Here is an 18,106-nt window from a genome sequence, read left to right on the forward strand (position 1 = left end):
CGGCTTCACTCCTCCCCGCCGTCCCGGTCCCAGGGATACCGCGCAGAGGACGTGCCGGCTTCCGGAGCCCCGTGCTCCGGGGACTGCCGTGGCCTCGGGGGCTCGCGCCGTTCCGGTTCACGCCGCGGGGCCTCGGGCTCGTGCCACCCGGGCGCCGGTGCCCCGGGGCTGCGCCCGCCGTTGGACCGCCCGTCCGGCTGCTCGGCGGCCTGGCGCACATAGCGCTCGTCCAGTGCCCGAAGCGAGGGCCGGGTGGGCCGCGACGCCCCCGGGAAGCGCAGCTCCAGGGCCCCCTTGAGGGTCTGCTCCCAGAAGTGCCGCAGGGGTACGAGCCACTCCTCGTCCTCTTTGCCGTACTGCCCGGTCAGCTCGTCCAGGAGCGCGATCTGCCGTGGAGCCACCTCGTGCACGAGTGTCTTGAACAGCGGCGAGGGAGCAACGGGCGTGGTGGCGAGCCCGGTGGGCTGGGTGCGCATCAGCCGGTCGCAGAAGTCCTCGATGATCTGCCCCTCGTCCAGCAGCGCCCACCGCTCGTAGGCGGGCAGCAGCCCGGCCCAGCTGGAGACGGATCCGTCGAAGGCCTCCAGGCGCAGGGTCATGGTCGCCGAGTCGCCGTCCTGGAGCCGGATCCTGATCAACTCGGGCGATGTGGCCGGTCCTTCGACGTCGACGCGGCCGTTCCACATCGCGCAGAGGATCCGGTGCAGAATCCGCTGCCGGTCGTCCTCCGTGCTCGCCAGCCAGTCGTCCCGGTAGCCGAGCCGCTGCCGCCAGTGCAGGAAGTCGTCCACCCCGGCGGCGTCCCGCGCCTCCGCCCAGAGCCTGAGCACATGCCGTACCTCGGAGACATCGGTCAGACTCATCCCGCTGCGGAACAGGACCACAGTGATGGACTCGGTGTCCACCGCCCGGTACTCCTGGGTCGCCTGGGGGTCGCGCGGCAGGTTCAGCTCCTGCTGCAGGAACTGTGCGGCCCGGCCGTCTGCCTCGCTCTGCGGGTGTACGACCAGGACCTTCAGCGGACCGCTGCCGTCGGGGGTGAAGCCGACCGGCAGCAGTCCCGCCAGCTGCGAGCGGAACTGTTCCAGCCAGCGGCTGTCCACGGTGGCCTCGGCGTCCTCGTCCCCGGCCGCGGCCCGCAGCAGCACTGCCATCGAGGGCAGCAGGGGGCGGTCGTTGAGCACGCTCGCCTCCCCGAAGAGGCCCTTCACGCGCTGCTCGACGACCTGCTTGATCTCCTTGACGGAGGCGCGCGGGGAGCGGCGTCCGGCTTCCAGCGCGCGCTGCCAGTCCTCGGGCTGGATCAGTCTGGCCAGCAGCCCGGCGGGATCGGTGTTGTCCGGCAGTCCCTCGTGCTGGACGAGCCGGTCGAAGACATCGTCGTAGAAGGCCCTGAGGTTGCTCTGCGGCGGCAGCAGATACGAGACACCGGTGCGGTCGTCGCGGTAGAGCTCCTTGCGGCGCTCCATGAACAGCTTGCGCTCGCCCTCCTCGTGGGCGCGCAGGGCCCTGGCGAGTTCACCGATCTCCTTGCTCGCGCGGGCCAGCGGGGGCCGCCACCGTGACTCCTGCTCCTTCCATGCCTGGTGCCACAGCCGGTTGGCCCGCCAGCGGTACCAGGCGTCCTGCTCGTCGATCGCCTCCTGGACGTCCGGGTCGCCCCAGCGGGCCGGTACGAGACCGCCCACGGCGCCCTTGATCCGCGGGATCTTGGGAGCGGAGGGCTGGATGCCGTCGGGGCGTTCCGGGTCGTTCTTGCGGTTCTCCAGCATCCCGGCGAACCCGACCTCGGCGGGCCGCTGGGGATGGCCGGGCAGTCCGGCCAGGGTCCGCTCCAGCTGGAACGGCCCGATCAGGCCCAGGAGTTCACGCGCTCCGGCCTGCGGTTTGAAGTCCTCGACCAGCCGCGGCATCTCCCGCTCCAGGTCGCGGCCCAGCCTGCTGAGGCGGTCCTCCATGTCACCGATCCGGTCGCGGAGCGCCTGGCCGATCTGCTTGGACCCCTTGGGCAGCGGATCGGGGACCGGGATCTCGGGTGCCTCACGGGTCCACAGCCTGTCGATGCCCGAGCGTTCGAAGAGCTCCCGGACCCGCTCGGTGCCGTCCTCGCGGGGACGCCGGGCGTCCTCGGCCATGCCCCGGACCGCGTGGGCGAGCATCCGGCCCGCCACTATCTCCGCGAGATCGTCGACGGGCACGGTCAGGGAGGCGGCCAGGCTGGTCGACATGCCGCGGTAGCCGATGCCGGAGCGGGCCGGGGTCGAGCGCTCCACGGCCTTGTTGACGAAACTGGCCGCGAACGACTGGTAGTCGTCCTCGGAGCGCCCCTGGTTGCTCTCGTCCCCCAGCTCCGTGCCGATGAGCGACATCACCATCGCGGTGATGGAACGGCGCAGGTCCTCCGGGCGGATGACAGCGGGCCTGCTGAAGAGGAAGGCCGTCTGCACGGTCGAGGGGCGCAGCGCGACGACCCCGTCCCCGGGATAGCGCACGCTGATCGAGCCGCGCTGCTCCACATCCCCGAGCTCGCCGTGGGCGTCGGGGACGTTCTGGTCGTCCACCAGCCGGGAGAGATCCACCAGCGCGCGGGCGGAGTTGAGCTCCGCCTCACGTCCGCCGCCCGCCTCCGGCGGGAACGCCGACGGCATGACGACCAGCGGATAGATCTTCACCCCGGGCACCTTGGACTTGCGGAACTCGTGCCCGATGAGGTGGATGAAGTCGTAGTAGATCCCGGCTCCGGTGCCTCCCGCCACCGAGAACGCCACGAACACGTCGCAGCCGCGGATCTGCCGCCCGCCCAGGTCACGGAGGTCTCCGGCGGAGTTGCTGATGGTGCTGATGGCCGCGCGCAGCTGGCGCAGTACCGGCTCCAGGCCGCTGCGGAGTGTGGCGAAGAGGGCAGCCCGGCCCACCGTGGGCAGCTGCCCGGCGCCGTTGTGCAGCGGTGCCACGCGCGGCTGCCGCTCCTGGGGCGGCAGCCAGCTGTGGGTCTCGTCGTGGAGGGCGACCCGCAGCATGCGGGTCACCTCCGGGGAGCTGTCGTAGCCGGTGGGCAGCAGGTCGTGCACGACGCGTGAGGTACGCGCGTACGCGGCGGCCTCGGCGCCCTTGGCACTGAACTGCGGCAACCGGTCGAGTTCCGCCTCGCTGAAGTCGGCGTAGACGAACTGCAGATGGTCCGGCAGCTGGAAGGGGGCGCGGCGGCCGGCGGCCACCAGGTTGGTGCCGTCGGGGCCGCACAGCTCCCGGCGCAGACCGCGTTCGAGCTCGGCGCCGATCCGACCGCCGGTTCCGCCCAGGCCGACGAAGAGCATGGGCTGGTAGATCTTCATCTCGTCTCCCGTTGGGGCTGTCCGCGACAGCCCGTCGTCACTCAGAAATTGGGGTCGAACCGGCGCGCGCCGGCGGGATGTTCTCCACTGCCGGCCGGGTCGGCCTCCGGGCGTGGGCGCTCCGGCGCATCGCTGCCGCGGCTGGGCCTCGACCAGCGGCCTCGCGGCTGTGCGCTGCCCGCCTCGCCCTCGGTCCGTCCGTCGCGTCCGCCGCCCCGGCCGCTGCCGGACCCTCCATGTCCGCGGCCCCGGCCGCTGCCGGACCACGCGCCACGTGACGGCCGTGCGGCCGGAGCGCGCCGGTCGCGTACGACGAGCTCCAGGCCGTCGGCGATACCGGTGGCCTCGCCCGCGCGTACGGCGCTTTCGCGCCCCTGGTGCGGGCGCAGCAGCAGCTCGCCCCCTCCGGTGCGCCGCAGCCGGTGGGCCCCGGACGCACCGGGGGTACTGCGCTGCAGCGCGGGCGCGGCGCCTCTGGCCCGGTCCACGGTGAAGTGGAATTCGCCGCCGGTGCTCTGCCCCGACCGGATGGTCAGCTCGTCGAGCGCCCGGCCGTCCGAGCTCAACTCCAGCTGTACGCCGGACAGATCACGGCGCCGCCTGCGTGCCGCGAAACGTACGACCGCGAAGGCCGCGAGCAGCAGCGCCAGCGCCGCGCCGCCGGTCACCGGGCCCCACCAGCGGTCCCACCAGGTGGGCGGCGCCTCGACGCGGACATCGAGGAACGAGGTGTCGAGCACCCGTCCTCCGTCGCCGGTGTCGACGACCGTGATGCCTCCGCCCACCTCACCGAGCGGGGTGCCGGGGCCCAGCGAGAGGGTGAACCTGGCGCGGGTGCGCTCGCCGGGGGCCGCCGTGACGGTGGCCGGACTGATACGCACCGCGGAGCCGGGCGACTGGTCGTCGAGGGCGAGGCGCAGGGTGTGCGGGACGGTGTCGTTGTTGGTGACGTCGAGGGTCCCTTCGACGGTGTCGCCGGGGTGCACGGTCTTCCGCTCGACGGTCAGTCCCGCGGTGACCTTCTCGGTGCCCGAGGTGACGCGGGCATGGAGGGGGCGGTGGTCGGAGGTGACCCCGGGAGCGGCCATCTGCGTGGTGAGTTCGAGATCGCCCGAGGCGCCGGCCGGCACGGTGAGCGTGCCCGTGAAGCGCACGTCTCGGGCCTGGCGGTCCGGTTCCCGGCCGTCGTCCGCGAGGCTCACGGTGACCGGCGCGAATCCGCTTCCGGACAGCCGCGCGGAGACCTTGACGCCCGCCAGCTGGCGCGGATCGGTGACCACGACACCGCGCCTGGTCTGCATCCGTACCTCGACGACGGCACGCTCTCCCGCCCTCGGGGATGCCGGGTCGAGGGTCACCGCGGAACGCAGCCTGCCCTGCCAGATGGCCCGGACCGCGACCTCCCGGTCCCGGTGACCCTCGGGCGCCTCGACGTGGACGCGCCAGCGGCCCGGCAGCGGGTTCTTCACCCGCAGCGCCTCGACCGGCCCGTCCTGGCCGCTGGTCTCGAAGGTCGAGCCGTCGAACTCCCCCTGAGTGGGCACCTTTCGGCCACTCGGGTCGTAGTACGTGACCGACACCTTGGGGTCGTGCTTGCTGACCGTGATCGAGCCGTCGGTGGCGATCGGCGGGATCGTCACCGTCAGATCGGCCGGGGGCTTTCCGACCGTTCCGTGCGCGATCTGAGCGCAGCGGGCCGCGGCGAAGGTCTCCTGGAGCGCCTTGTCGATCTCCGCCGAGCTGTCCACCACCCGCATCCGGGGGGTGGCGCCGGGCAGATCGGCGCAGCCGTTGCGGTAGCCGCCTTCGGCCATCGCGGTCAGGGCCGCCTTGTCGATCTCGCTGCCGAAGCCGAGCGGCCAGATCTGGACGGACTCGCTGCGGGCGCGGGCGAGTTCCTCGGTCAGCCGCTTGGCGCCGTTGGCCTGGCGGCTGGCCGCGTCGGTGCCGTACTCCGGGCTGTCACTGACGTCGAGCTTGCCGTCGGTGAGAAGGAAGACGACCTTCGGGACGGCGCTGTCCGCGCCTTCGGACAGCCGGTCGACGGCCTGGCGCACCGCGGCCGGGAAGTCTGTTCCGGGGCCGGTGTGTTGGGGGTCCCTGTGGGACAGCTGCTGTACGCAGTCGCTCAGGCGCTGCCGTCCAGCGGCGTCGGCGACCGTCAGCCCGCACACCTCCCGCACGGGTGACTGTCCCGCCTTCTCGGAGCTGCCGAAGCCGATGACGGCGGCGCGGGAGCGCTCGGAGATCTCGCCCTGGCTGAGCAGTGCCGCTGCCTCCACCTCGCGTATCAGGTCCTTGTCGGCGAGGGACTTCGACTGGTCGACGACCACGGCGAAGTCGATCGGATCCGGGCCTTCGGCCGCCGCGGCGGTCGCGGCTTCGGCTGCGCCCGGCGCGCGGGCGGGCTCCGTCGCCGTCGCGTTCGGCGGCCCGGATATTGCCAGCAGCACACCGGTGACAACCAGGGCGCCCGCCTTGCTTCTCAGCTGCATCGTCTTCTCACCACAGTTCACTGAAGAGGGCCAGTAGCGCGCCGAGCGCGAGGGAACACACGCCCAGGCGCAGCCACCGGTATTTCGCGGCGAGCACCGCTCCGTGCACGCTCGCCTGGTCGAGCAGCCAGCCGGTGACGTCCTCGCCCGACGCGGCGAGGCGGGCCAGCAGTTGTTCGGACGTGGCGCGGGTCGCCAGGTCGCGCAGCAGGGTGCGGTCGGCGCCGATCCGGGTGCGCGGCAGGATCACCGCGACGAGCATCAGTACGCCCGCGCTCCAGAACAGTCCGCCCACGACGAGAAGCGGCGGCACCGAGTCCGCGGCGGGCAGCGGGGTCTGCCCCTTGGAGGCCACGACGGCAAGGAAGGCGACCGCGCCGGAGAGCAGGATCGCCGCCTTCGTGTCGGCTCTGCCGATGTCCTCGCGGACCGAGGTCAGCAGACGTTCCGCCATGAAGCGGACATCCTCGGGCGCGGTGGGCCCTGGCGGACCGGGCCCCAAGGCGCCGGAGCTCATTCGTCGTCCCAGTCGTCGAATGCCTCGCTGGGCCTGAGGGGCGGCCGCCGGGACCGGCGCCGCTCGTCGAGGTCCCGTTCCGCGGCCGACTCCACCCGGGTCGGTTCGTACACATGCGGATCGCCCGGGCCCGCCCCGTAGCCGTCCGGTGAACCGTCGGACGAACCGCCGGGCGAACCGAAACCCGATCCGGAGACCGAACCATCGCGCGAACCGGAGCCCGAACCGAGCCCGGCCGGCGCCTCCTCGTCCCAGGAGGGACGCCGCGGCTCCGGCCGCATCGCCCGTTCCTCCAGCGCGGGCCGCTGCGCGCCCGACCGTGGCAGCACATGGTCGACGACTCCGCCGAGCACACCGCCGGTGCTCTCCCGCAGGAACTGCAGCACCTCGTACATGGGCTCTCCGATGTCGTGACGCTCCAGGACGCCGCTGTCGATGAGCCGGTTGAACACCGCGAGGAAGTCGGCCTGACCGTCACGCTTCTCCTGCCGGATCGCGCGCCTGATCTCCCACTGCTTGTCGGGGTTCTGCGCCATGTGGTGCGCGATCTCGGCCTCCTCGCCGCGGCGCAGCAGGATCTCCAGCTCACGGGCCCGTTCGGCGACCATCCGCCGTTCGGCCGCGTCCTCGTACTGTCTCTGGACGTTCTGCTGGACCACCGTGTTGAGATCGATGAAGACATGGACCCAGGTGCGCAGGCCGAGGTCGCGGCCCAGGACCAGCCGGCCGGCCCGCAGTTCCTCCCGTACCGCCTCGTCAGCGCGCTGTGCTTCGGTCAGTGCGAATCGCCGCGACACGGCGCGCAGCCCGTCGAGTAGCTCGTCGTGCAGCAACTCGGCGACGTCCCAGACCCGTTGGGTGACCACCACATAGGGGTCCGTGACCTCCCAGTGCACCTTCGCCGACGCGTCGAAGAAGATCCCGTCCCCCGAGGCGGGCAGCCGGAGGTCGAACTCGGTGACGTTCCGGCCGAGAAGCACCTCGAACACGGTGTAGGCGCGGCTGAGCAGCCACCGCCTCTCATGGTTCTCGCGGCGCCCCGGCCACACCACGCTGTGTCCGCCGTTGCCGTACATCACGACCGCCACGATCTGGCCGCTGCGGCGTCTGTACGGCGGCGAGCACTCGCGTACGAGTGGCCCCTTGGGACGCTCCCGGTGCTGCTCCCGGTCCTTGTCCCGGTCCATATCCCTGTCCCAGTTCCCGTCCTGCTCCGCGCGCTGCCACGGGCGCTGTTCCCGATTCCGGGCCGGGTTCCGCTCCTGGTTCTGCGCCCGATTGCGCTCCTGCGGCGGCTGTCCGGGTTGCCCCTGGCGCTGCTCCTGCTGCGCTCTTTGGTTCTGGTTCTGGTTCTGGTTCTGCTTCCATTCCCAGCCCTGGTTCTGCTTCGCCGCCGCCGGCTCCTCGTCCTCCCCCCGTGTGGTCATCGCTCGGCTCCTTCACCCACGGCGTCCCACATCCGCCCCGCCGCCGCTTTGTCCATCGGCCTGTCGCGGTCCCTGACGAGGTCCGCCAGCAGACTGCGCAGCCTGTCGCGGTCCCTGCGCGTCGTGGCCAGCAGCGGCAGGAACCCGCAGACCAGCCCGAGCGCTTCCTCATTGCGGGCGGCCCGGCGCAGCAGGCTGCTCAGCTCGTCGAGCGCCGTGCCTCCGGCGCGGGCGGTGGACACGGCGCGCCGCACCAGGACCGCCAGATCCGGCACGAGCTCCGGCCGGGTCGCCAGCAGCGCGACGATCAGCGGCTGCGAGTCGTACGGCTCGAGTTCGGGGACCTCGTCAAGGCCCCAGAGGTAGGTGGTACGCATGGTGAGCGTCCCGATCATGGAGATCAGCACAAGATCGACGAGCTTGCGGCGCCCGTCCTCCAGCCAGTCGACGAGCCGTTCGACGACCGTCTCGGGCTCACCGGACGCGAGGAGCCGCATGACACTGAACGACGCCGTGCCGATCACGCCGGCGTCCTCGTCGTCGAGCTTGCGCACCACGCTCGCCAGCGCGTCGAGCGAGGATCTGACCGATCCGGCCGGCAGGGCATAGCCGTGGGCCAGCACGGCGGTGTCGCGCAGGGAGTCGTCCTCGCTCTTGGCCCACTCCTTCACCAGCGCCTTGACGGCAGGCTGCACCTTCGGCTCGCGCGCCGCCTCGGCGAGCGCCGTGGCCGCGGCCATCTGCGGGACGACGCCGTCCAGCGTGGCCATGGGGCGCACCAGTTCACCGAATCCGTAGATCCAGTCCCAGGAGCACAGGACACCGGCCGCGATGGAGGCGCGCACCCACACCTCGGGGCGCGGGTCGTCGCACAGGACCCGCAGCCAGCGGGCCATGGGGCCGCGCACATTGTGGTAGCCGTGCCACACCTCGCGGAGCACGGCGGTCGCGAGCGCCTCGCCCTGGAAGCGGATGGCCCGCATGGGGACCTTGGCGTCTCCGAGGTCGAGTTCGCCGTCCTCCAGCACCGAGCGGGCGAGCATCGGGCGGATCTCGGCATGCGTGCCGAAGAGCCGTCGCCCCGTGGGCTCTTCGGGGTCGAGGGTCACCGCAAGCTCCCACGCCAGCAGCTCGGCGGCCTCCGCGGTGAGGCTGTAGGGAGAGCCGTTGAACACGGCGACGGCGATACGGAAGGCGGCGGCGCTCAGCGTCGGCTGTGCCTCGGGAAGGGTGCCCGGCCGGTCGGCCCCCGCGAACCACGCGCGTGCCTGTGCCCGGACGAAGGAGGCGCAGTCGTCGAGCAGTTGCTCGTCCGTCAGCTCCCCCTTCTGGCGGCGCGCCAGAAGGTCGGCGAGCCGGGCGGCCTCCCGGGGGCGCAGCTCGTCGAGGCCGAGTGCCTCGGTCACATCGGTCCGGACGGCCAGCGCCCGCGCGCTGTCCAGGGCTCCTTCCTGCTCGCCCTTGAGCAGCACCCGCAGGTGGCGGTGGAGCACCTCATCGGCGGGCGCGGGCGGGCAGTACATGCCGTAGCGGCCGCGGAGCACCCGGTCGGCCAGGTCCCCGCTCTCGATCAGCACCACTCCGTACGCATCGGCCTTGCGCAGCAGTTCGGCGAAGCGGTCGAGGTGGAGCTCGGAGAGTCGGCCGGGCCTGCGGGTTTCCCTGCGGTGCTCGCCCCGGCCGCGCTCGGGTTCACGCCGCCCGTCGTCCTGCGGCAGCTCCAGCAGATGCCCGACCGCACTCTCGATCATCTGCTCGTTGATCTCGTGCACCGCATGAGTGGGGTCGAGACGGGTGACCTGGTTGCCCGTCAGCTCGGAGAGCAGGGCGAGCGCGGTGGCCTTGCGGCCGCTGCCCGGTTCACCGCACAGCACCAGAAGGCCGTCGCTGCGCAGGAGTTGCTTCATCCGGTGGTAGCCGGATGCTTCGCAGTAGACGTCGGCGAGCTGATTCAGCGTCTCCTGCGGGACCCTGCCCTGGACCACGGGCCGGCTGTCCGGGCCGAACTGACCGATGAAGAGATTGCCCTCATACACCTGGCCGTCGCCGCGGATGTCATACGTGCGCTCGGCCCGGCCGGGTGCGAAGGTGCGCCGGGCGGCGTGCGCGGTGCCCGCGCCGCCCGTGCCGCCCGCGCCGCCGAGGGGGTTGCGTCCGGCCTTCTCGAAGGGGTTGGCCTCGGTCTGCTGCGGCTCGCCCGAGTCGCCGCCGCTGTTCTCGGATGCGGAGGCCTGCGGCTGCGGTTCCTCGCCCTTTTCGTCCTGGGGCGGGGCGTCGTCCGGGTCGCTCATGCGGCGTCGCCTCCCGTGCCCGGGCGGTCTTTGCGGATCCCGGTGAATCCACCGTGGATCTTGTTGTCCTTGAAGATCTGTATGTCTCCCTGGGCGTTGTACTGCTTCGTCGGCGTCGCCTTTGTCGGCGTCGTCGGCGGCTCATCGCCCGCTGCGGGGTTCACTTCCGGCGGATAAGGAGGCGGTGGGCCGTCCCCCTTCGGCCCACCGCCGGTCTGGTGCCCGGCCGGACCGTCGAGCGGCGGCTCCGGCCGGCGGGGAATGAGGAACCATGCCGCCTCGTCGGTCTCCTTGTTCTTCACCGGCGCCTGGCGGTAGTGGCCCGGCTCGACATAGCGCCCGCCCTCGGCGACCACATTGGCGTACAGCCAGTCGGAGACCACGATCAGCAGGTCGGCGTCGACGGCGTTGGCCATGACCCGCTTCGCCGCGGCGCTGTCGCACAGCCGGCAGGCGAGGTCCACCGCGCGTCCCACCAGGCCCTTGCCGTCGTTGAGGACGAGGCCCGCGTTCATGCCGACGCGTAACCGCAGGCGCTGTGCGCTGCCGTCGTTGAGCTCCCGCAGGCTCTCGTAGAGGGTGTCGACCCACCTGCCGACCATGAGGGTCGGCGGCACCTCGGGCTGCAGGGCCGCGAGTATGCCGTCTCCCCTGTCCTCCTGGTGGACCCGGCCCGGCTCGATGCCGACGGACGCGTACGCCTCCGCGAATGCTTCGTACATCGCGGCGCGCATGCGCTTCTTGGCTTCCAGGCCCAACTCCCCCGAACCACAGGCGTCGGCGAAGACGACCAGTCTGTGGACGGCTCCCGCACTGCTCACTAGGACTCCCTGCGTGTGCTGTGGCGCTTGTGACAGGACAACTCTTGCCGCGCTGGGCAACCGGCGATGTAGCCGTTTACACAGTCGGCGGAGATTTCTCCGGCGGGCGTGTCCCCGGTGGCTGCCCCCGGCCCTGAGCGAGCAGCAGGAGCACCTGAAGATCGGTGACGATCACCGTGCGGTTGGCTGTACGGACGACGTCCTGCTCCCTGAGCAGGCGCAATGCCTTGGCGACCGCCTCCCGGGTCGCTCCTATGGCTGCCGCCAGGTCGTGCTGCGGCAAGGGAAGTTCGAGCACGATGCCATCGTCGGCACGGCGGCCGGCCCGCTCGGCGAGTTCGACGAGGCGGGCGGCCAGCCGCTGCAGGACGGTCCCGGAGGCAAGGGAGCGGCGCTCGATGTCGGAGCTGCGCAGCCTGGTGCTGAGCTGACGCATGATCAGTGATGTGGCGCGCGGCCGGGCGGCGAGAAAGCCCCGGAAACGCACGCCGGACACGGCCACCGCCTCCACCCGGCCGAGTGCGGTGACGGTGGCACTGCGGGAACCCTGGTCGACGGCGGCCTGATCACCCACAACCTCGCCCGCGCCGCGCAGCGCGAGGATGAGCCGGGCGCTGCGCTCCGTCTCGACCGAGACGACGGCCCAACCGGAGAGCAGCGCCAGCACATAGGTCGTGGTGTCCCGTTCGCGGATCATCACGTCGCCGGGTTCGTAGGTACGGGGTGCGCCCTCGGCGAGCAGCGCCCGGCGGTCCTGGACGCCGAGTGCGTCGAGGAACGAGCGGTCCTGGCCGAACAGACTCATCGCTCCCCCACAATGATCTTTCTGGCCCTTTTCCGGGGGACCACGGCTTCTGTCGGTGTGAACTTCCTCCCACGTCAAGTGGCGTTCTCAGCCTCAGAGTTGATTCCACGTCACACGGCGGGGTGAAAAACGCTAGGTGTCCCCGCACTTGAGCGTCAACGCGAAAGGGGCGTGCGCCCCTCACCCGCACCCGTGCGCCCCTCGTAGCGTCGATCAGGAGTCCGATTAACGTCCTGTACGGCCGATCAGGCCGGAGCCGGGCAAGATCGGCCGGAGGGGAGACCTTGGGGGTCCGGCGGATCCAGCCCGATCCGCCGGACATCCCTCAGAGGCGGGGGTCGACCGGCTCCGACTCCAGTGCGAGCACCGCGAACACCGCTTCGTGGACCCGCCACAGCGGCTCCCCGTCGGCAAGCCGGTCCAGAGCCTCGAGCCCCAGCGCGTACTCCCGCAGCGCCAGCGAGCGCTTGTGGTTCAGGAACCGGTTGCGCAGCCGCTCCAGGTTCTCCGGGCGGGTGTACTCGGGGCCGTAGATGATCCGCAGGTACTCGCGGCCGCGGACCTTGATGCCCGGCTGCACGAGCCTGCCCTTGCCGTCCCGCGCGAGGGCCTGCAGCGGCTTGACGACCATGCCTTCGCCGCCCCTGCCGGTCATCTCCAGCCACCAGTCGACACCGGCGCCGACCGAGGCCTCGTCGGCTGTCTCGACGAGGAGGCGGCGGGTGACCTGGAGCAGACCCGTCGGGTCGTGCTCCACCAGCCGGTCCAGCCAGGCCAGCTGCTCGTGGTGCGGCACGGAGGCGAGCGAACGCCCCTGCACGGCGAGAATCTGGAACGGCGCGAGACGCACCCCGTCCAGCCCCTCGGTCGTCCAGCAGTAGCGCCGGTACGCCTCGGTGAAGGCCGCGGCGTCGGCGGCCCGGTCGCGCTGCTTGGCGAGCAGGGCGTCCATCGGAACGCCACGTGCGACGGCCGCTTCGAGGGCAGCCGTGGCGCCCGGGAAGACGGCGCCGGAGGCGGCTCCCACCGCCGCGTACTGCGAGCGCAGCAGCCCGGATGCTTTGAGCGACCAGGGCATCAGCTCGGCGTCCAGCAGCAGCCAGTCGCACGCGCCGGAGGCGCTGTCGGATGCAGCCAGTTCCTGCCAGAGCCCGGCCGCGGTGACAGCCGTGCGCAGCCGGTCGAGGATCTCCTCCGTGACCGAGGGGTCGTCGAAGAACGGTCGTCCCGTACGGGTGTGCAGCGCGCCCGTGGGGCCGTCGACCCCGAACCGCTCGCGAGCGGCCGCAGCGTCACGACAGACCAGCGCCACCGCCCGCGAGCCCATGTGCTTCTCCTCGCACACGACCTTGGCGATGCCGTCCGCCCGGTACTGGGCGAAGGCCTCGGCCGGGTGCTCCAGATAGCCCTCCTCCTTCGAGGTCGCGGTCGGCGACATCGTAGGCGGCAGGTAGGTGAGCAGCCGCGGGTCGACCGCGAAACGGCTCATGACCTCGAGCGCCGCCGCGGCGTTCTCCTCGCGCACGCCGATGCGGGCCATGTGCCGGGTCTCCACGACCCGGCGCCCCTGCACATCGGCGAGGTCGAGCGGCCTGCCTTCGCGACCGCCCGGAGCCTCGGTGCCGAGTGGCTTGACCGGCTCGTACCAGACCTTCTCGGCCGGTACGTCGACGAGCTCGCGCTCCGGCCAGCGCAGCGCGGTCATCTTGCCGCCGAAGACGGCTCCGGTGTCCAGGCAGATGGTGTTGTTGATCCATGAGGTGTTGGGCACGGGTGTGTGGCCGTAGACCACAGCGGCCCGGCCCCGGTAGTCCTCCGCCCACGGGTAGCGCACGGGCAGGCCGAACTCGTCGGTCTCGCCCGTGGTGTCGCCGTACAGCGCGTGCGAGCGGACGCGTCCCGAGGTGCGCCCGTGGTACTTCTCGGGCAGACCGGCGTGGCAGACGACGAGCTTTCCCTCGTCGAGGACGTAGTGGCTGACGAGTCCGTCGATGAACTGCCGCACCTGCTCGCGGAAGGCGTCGTCCTCCTTCTCCAGCTGCTCGATGGTCTCGGCCAGTCCGTGGGTGTGCTGGACGTTCCTGCCCTTGAGCCAGCGTCCGAGCTTGTTCTCGTGGTTGCCGGGCACACACAGGGCATGGCCGGAGGCGACCATGCTCATCACACGGCGCAGGACGCCGGGGCTGTCGGGCCCCCGGTCGACCAGGTCACCCACGAACACGGCCGTACGGCCTTCGGGGTGTGCTCCGTCCACATAGCCGAGCGTGGCGAGCAGGGTCTCCAGCTCCGAGCTGCAGCCATGGATGTCGCCGATGATGTCGAAGGGGCCGGTGAGGTGGGTGAGGTCGTTGTAGCGGCGCTCCAGGACAACTTCGGCGGCATCGACCTCCTCCACGCTGCTCAGGACGTGCACCTTGCGGAAGCCCTCGCGCTCCAGACCGCGCAGCGAACGGCGCAGTTCGCGGCGGTGGCGCTGGATGACATGACGCGGCATTCCGGCCCGGTCGGGGCGTCCGGCATTGCGCTCGGCGCACACCTCTTCCGGCAGATCGAGGACGATCGCGATCGGCAGCACGTCGTACTCGCGGGCCAGCCGCACCAGCTGCTTGCGGCTCTCCGGCTGGACGCTGGTGGCGTCGACGACGGTCAGCCGTCCGGCCGCGAGGCGCTTTCCCGCGATGTAGTGCAGTACATCGAAGGCGTCGCCGCTCGCGCTCTGGTCGTTCTCGTCGTCGGCGACGAGGCCGCGGCAGAAGTCCGAGGAGATGACCTCGGTGGGCTTGAAGTGCTTGCGGGCGAAGGTGGACTTGCCCGATCCGGTGGCGCCGACGAGGACGACGAGGGACAGGTCGGTCACCGGGAGCCTGCGCTTCACCGGCGCGGTGGTCGTGGCGGACGTGGTCATGCGGCCTTCGCCTCCTTCTCGGTCTCGGTCTTGTCGTTTCTGCTGAACACAGCCATCTGGGTGGGCGGCCCCACCTCGGGGTCGTCGGGCCCCACGGCCACGAACTCGACGCCGTAGCCGTCTCGTTCCGCCACCGCCCCGGCCCATGCCCGGAACTGAGCACGCGTCCACTCGAAGCGGTGGTCGCCGTGGCGCACATGCCCGGCTGGGAGCGTCTCCCAGCGGACGTTGTACTCGACGTTCGGCGTGGTCACGATCACCGTCTGCGGCCGCGCGGATCCGAACACCGCGTACTCCAGCGCGGGCAGCCGCGGCAGATCCAGGTGCTCGATGACCTCGCTCAGTACGGCCGCGTCATAACCCGCCAGCCGCTTGTCGGTGTACGTGAGCGAGCCCTGGAGCAGCGTGACCCGCGCGGCCTGCCGCTCGCCCATCCGGTCCAGCTTCAGCCTCCGACCGGCGATGGTGAGCGCACGCACCGAGACGTCCACCCCGACGATCTCGGTGAAGCGAACGTCCTTGAGCAGCGCCTGCACCAACTGGCCCTGCCCACAGCCCAGGTCGAGCACCCGGCTCGCCCCGGCACCGCGGAGCGCCTCGAGAATCGCGTCCCGCCGGTGCTCGGCCAGCGGCACCGGCTTGTCTTCCGTGTCCGTCGTCTCGTCCACGGCGTTGTCGACGGCCTCGACCTCCAGGTCGTCGGTCTCGGCGAGCCGTACCAGCTCAAGGCGCTCCATCGCCTGCCGTGTCAGTCCCCAGCGCCGGGACAGATAGCGGCTGGTGATCAGCTTCTGCTCGGGGTGCTCGGCCAGCCAGCCCTCGCCCGCCCGCAGCAGCTTGTCCACCTCGTCGGGCGCGACCCAGTAGTGCTTGGCGTCGTCGAGCACCGGAAGCAGGACGTACAACTGGCGCAGCGCGTCGGCAAGCCGCAGTTCTCCCTCCAGCACCAGCTGTACGTAACGCGAGTCGCCCCACTGCGGGAACTTCTGGTCCAGCGCGACCGGCTCCACCTCGACCGATGTCCAGCCCAGCGGCCCGAAGAGCTTGTGGACCAGCTCGGCGCCACCGCGCGCGGGCAGCGCGGGCACCTCGACGCGCAGCGGCATCGGGGCCTCGGCCCGCCCGGGCAGCGCGGTGCACACGCCCCGAAGGGCGCTCTTGAACACGCTGCTCAGCGCGACCGCCAGCAATGAGGACGCGGCGTAGGGCCGGTCGTTCACGTACTGCGCGAGAGCCGAATCGGGCGCTCCGCCGCGGCCCTTCCCCTTGCCGCGCCGCACCAGCGCCACCGGATCCACCTCCAGCAGCAGCGCGGCGGTGCAGCGCTCGGCGGATGCCTCGGGATAGAAGACATGCGCCGTGCCGTGCGAGGTGGAGAACGTCTGCGCCTTGTCGGGATGCTTGTGCAGCAGAAAGCCGAGGTCGGTCGCGGGACGCTCTGGGGTACCGGTCGTACTGATCGTCAGGAACACGCGTCCGAGTATGGCTGGATTCACCCGTCCCGACCAGGGAATTCCCGCTGGGTGCGGGCGAGCCCGGGGCGCGCTGTCCGACACGCACCGCGCCCCCGCGCCCCTACCGGCCGCCGCCCTCGGTGACCTCCGTGACGGCCCTCGCGAGCTCGGCGATCTGCCCCGGTCCCACCCGGCAGCAGCCGCCCACCAGCCGGGCCCCGGACGCCTGCCAGTCCCGCACCCTGCCCGGGTCGTATGTCGACCCGCCCCGCCACCCCCTTTCCTCGGCGTTCCACCGCTCCCCGCTGTTCGGATAGACGACGACCGGCCCCGCGGTAACCGCCGCCGCCAGCTCCACCGCGCGGTCCGCATCGCGCGGATCGCAGCAGTTCACCCCGACCGCGATCACCTGGTCGTGTCCTGCGGCCAGGGCGAAGGCCGCCGCCAGCTCCTGCCCGGCGCGGGTGTGCTCGCCGGTGATCGTGTACGAGAGCCAGACCGGCAGCCCGTATGCGTCCACCGCCCTCAGCAGGGCCTCCGCCTCGTCCTTGTCCGGCACCGTCTCCAGCGCGAGCACATCGGGGCCCGCCGCGACGAGAGCCTCGATCCTCGGCCGGTGGAAACGCTCCAGCTCCCGCACGGTCAGCCCGTACCGCCCGCGGTACTCGCTTCCGTCCGCCAGCATCGCCCCATACGGCCCGACCGATGCCGCGACCCACACCTCGTGCGGAACCGACTCGCCTGCAGTGCGGGCCAGTTCAACACTGCGGGCGAGCAGCCCCGCGGCCTCCTCCCGTGCGACTCCACGCCGCTCGAATCCTTCAAAGGTGGCCTGGTAGCTGGAGGTGATCAGCACCTGCGCGCCCGCCCGCACATAGGCCGCGTGCGCCGCCTCGATCTCGCGGGGATCGTCGGCGAGCAGCCGCGCAGACCAGAGCTCGTCGGACAGATCGCAGCCCTGTGCCTCCAGCTGGTTGGAGAGGCCGCCGTCGAGGACGACGACACCTTCGGCCAGGGCGGCGGAGAGGGGGCGGGCGGGACGCACAGGGATCAGCTCAGCTGGGACTGGACCTGGGCCGAGATCAGCTCCAGGTGCTCGAGGTCGTCGAGGTCCAGGACCTGGAGGTAGATCCGGGACGCACCGATCGCGCCGTACCGCCCGATCTTGTCGACCACTTCGTCGGGCGAGCCGGCCAGGCCGTTCGCCTTCAGTTCCTCCACCTCCCGTCCGATGGCGGCGGCGCGGCGCGCCACCTCTGCGTCGTCCTTGCCCACGCAGACGACCAGGGCGTTGGAGTACACCAGGTCGTCCGCGCCACGCCCGGCCGCCTCAGCGGCGGCGCGGACCCGGCCGAACTGCCGCTCGCTGTCCTCGATCGAGGCGAACGGGATGTTGAACTCGTCGGCGTACTGCGCGGCCAGTCTCGGGGTGCGGGTCGCCCCGTGACCGCCGATCAGCACCGGCACCTTCCCCCGGACCGGCTTGGGCAGCGCGGGCGAATCGGAGAGCTGGTAGTGCCTGCCCTCGTACGAGAACGTCTTGCCGGTCTCCGTGCCCCACAGGCCAGTGACGATCGCCAGCTGCTCCTCGAGCCGCGCGAACTTCTCCTTGGGGAAGGGAATGCCGTACGCCCTGTGCTCCTCCTCGAACCAGCCCGCGCCGAGGCCCAGCTCGACCCGGCCGCCCGACATCTGATCGACCTGGGCGACCTGGATGGCCAGCACGCCCGGCAGCCTGAACGTGCCCGCGGTCATCAGCGTGCCGAGGCGGATCCGCTTGGTCTCCCGAGCCAGCCCGGCCAGGGTGATCCAGGCGTCGGTCGGTCCGGGCAGCCCGTCGGCGGACCCCATGGCGAGATAGTGGTCGGAGCGGAAGAAGGCGTCGAATCCGAGGTCCTCGGCGGCCTTGGCAACGGTCAGCAGGGTGTCGTAGCTCGCCCCTTGCTGGGGCTCGGTGAAGATTCGAAGATCCATGCATCCATCCTGCACCTTCGAACGGCCGTCAACCCCACGGTCCTGGCCAGACCCGCACCGGCCCGGTTGGGTGAGAGTCCTC

At 71.4% G+C, this 18,106-nt stretch carries 11 protein-coding genes; all 11 read right to left on the bottom strand.

The genetic code is table 11. From position 1 onward, the window contains the following. Positions 1-5 precede the first annotated feature (5 nt). Positions 6-3,335, bottom strand: a complete 3,330-nt coding sequence (locus OHA61_RS08615; protein WP_406302542.1) for a tubulin-like doman-containing protein — start codon at positions 3,333-3,335, stop codon at positions 6-8. A 41-nt stretch (positions 3,336-3,376) separates the two neighbouring features. Then, a complete protein-coding gene (locus OHA61_RS08620; RefSeq protein ID WP_406302543.1) occupies positions 3,377-5,830 on the bottom strand; it encodes a VWA domain-containing protein in 2,454 nt (817 codons plus the stop codon). A gap of 7 nt (positions 5,831-5,837) precedes the next feature. Then, the gene (locus OHA61_RS08625; RefSeq protein WP_266481952.1) at positions 5,838-6,284 is read right to left on the bottom strand and encodes a Pycsar system effector family protein; all 447 of its coding nucleotides are present in this window, start codon (positions 6,282-6,284) and stop codon (positions 5,838-5,840) included. Positions 6,285-6,343: 59 nt separating this feature from the next. Next, positions 6,344-7,774, bottom strand: a complete 1,431-nt coding sequence (locus tag OHA61_RS08630; protein ID WP_406302544.1) for a hypothetical protein — start codon at positions 7,772-7,774, stop codon at positions 6,344-6,346. Beyond that, positions 7,771-10,065 (bottom strand): hypothetical protein, encoded by a 2,295-nt coding sequence (locus tag OHA61_RS08635; RefSeq protein ID WP_406302545.1) that lies wholly within the window; start codon positions 10,063-10,065, stop codon positions 7,771-7,773. Before OHA61_RS08635 ends, OHA61_RS08630 begins: the two co-directional genes overlap by 4 nt. Beyond that, positions 10,062-10,886, bottom strand: a complete 825-nt coding sequence (locus OHA61_RS08640; RefSeq protein ID WP_406302546.1) for a hypothetical protein — start codon at positions 10,884-10,886, stop codon at positions 10,062-10,064. The genes OHA61_RS08635 and OHA61_RS08640 overlap by 4 nt, the downstream gene beginning before the upstream one ends. 76 nt (positions 10,887-10,962) lie before the next feature. After that, positions 10,963-11,691 carry a Crp/Fnr family transcriptional regulator gene (locus OHA61_RS08645; protein ID WP_406302547.1) on the bottom strand — a complete coding sequence of 243 codons (729 nt, stop codon included), beginning with the start codon at positions 11,689-11,691 and terminating at the stop codon, positions 10,963-10,965. A 325-nt stretch (positions 11,692-12,016) separates the two neighbouring features. Continuing rightward, complete coding sequence (locus OHA61_RS08650) at positions 12,017-14,596, bottom strand: polynucleotide kinase-phosphatase (protein ID WP_406302548.1); 2,580 nt, start codon at positions 14,594-14,596, stop codon at positions 12,017-12,019. After that, a complete protein-coding gene (locus OHA61_RS08655; RefSeq protein ID WP_406302549.1) occupies positions 14,593-16,068 on the bottom strand; it encodes a 3' terminal RNA ribose 2'-O-methyltransferase Hen1 in 1,476 nt (491 codons plus the stop codon). The genes OHA61_RS08650 and OHA61_RS08655 overlap by 4 nt, the downstream gene beginning before the upstream one ends. 103 nt (positions 16,069-16,171) lie before the next feature. Beyond that, on the bottom strand, positions 16,172-17,095 hold the full coding sequence (gene mmuM, locus OHA61_RS08660; RefSeq protein WP_406302550.1) for a homocysteine S-methyltransferase: 924 nt from the start codon (positions 17,093-17,095) through the stop codon (positions 16,172-16,174). Between the two features lie 5 nt (positions 17,096-17,100). Beyond that, on the bottom strand, positions 17,101-18,024 hold the full coding sequence (locus tag OHA61_RS08665) for an LLM class F420-dependent oxidoreductase (RefSeq protein ID WP_406302551.1): 924 nt from the start codon (positions 18,022-18,024) through the stop codon (positions 17,101-17,103). Positions 18,025-18,106: the final 82 nt, after the last annotated feature.

The sequence above is a fragment of the Streptomyces sp. NBC_00885 genome, assembly GCF_045207475.1.
Lineage (GTDB): Bacteria > Actinomycetota > Actinomycetes > Streptomycetales > Streptomycetaceae > Streptomyces.

What these genes read in the sequence shown, in the direction of transcription:
- OHA61_RS08615 (WP_406302542.1), bottom strand. Translation starts at nt 3,335, where the DNA reads ATGAAGATCTACCAGCCCATGCTCTTCGTCGGCCTGGGCGGAACCGGC.
- OHA61_RS08620 (WP_406302543.1), bottom strand. Translation starts at nt 5,830, where the DNA reads ATGCAGCTGAGAAGCAAGGCGGGCGCCCTGGTTGTCACCGGTGTGCTG.
- OHA61_RS08625 (WP_266481952.1), bottom strand. Translation starts at nt 6,284, where the DNA reads ATGGCGGAACGTCTGCTGACCTCGGTCCGCGAGGACATCGGCAGAGCC.
- OHA61_RS08630 (WP_406302544.1), bottom strand. Translation starts at nt 7,774, where the DNA reads ATGACCACACGGGGGGAGGACGAGGAGCCGGCGGCGGCGAAGCAGAAC.
- OHA61_RS08635 (WP_406302545.1), bottom strand. Translation starts at nt 10,065, where the DNA reads ATGAGCGACCCGGACGACGCCCCGCCCCAGGACGAAAAGGGCGAGGAA.
- OHA61_RS08645 (WP_406302547.1), bottom strand. Translation starts at nt 11,691, where the DNA reads ATGAGTCTGTTCGGCCAGGACCGCTCGTTCCTCGACGCACTCGGCGTC.
- OHA61_RS08650 (WP_406302548.1), bottom strand. Translation starts at nt 14,596, where the DNA reads ATGACCACGTCCGCCACGACCACCGCGCCGGTGAAGCGCAGGCTCCCG.
- OHA61_RS08665 (WP_406302551.1), bottom strand. Translation starts at nt 18,024, where the DNA reads ATGGATCTTCGAATCTTCACCGAGCCCCAGCAAGGGGCGAGCTACGAC.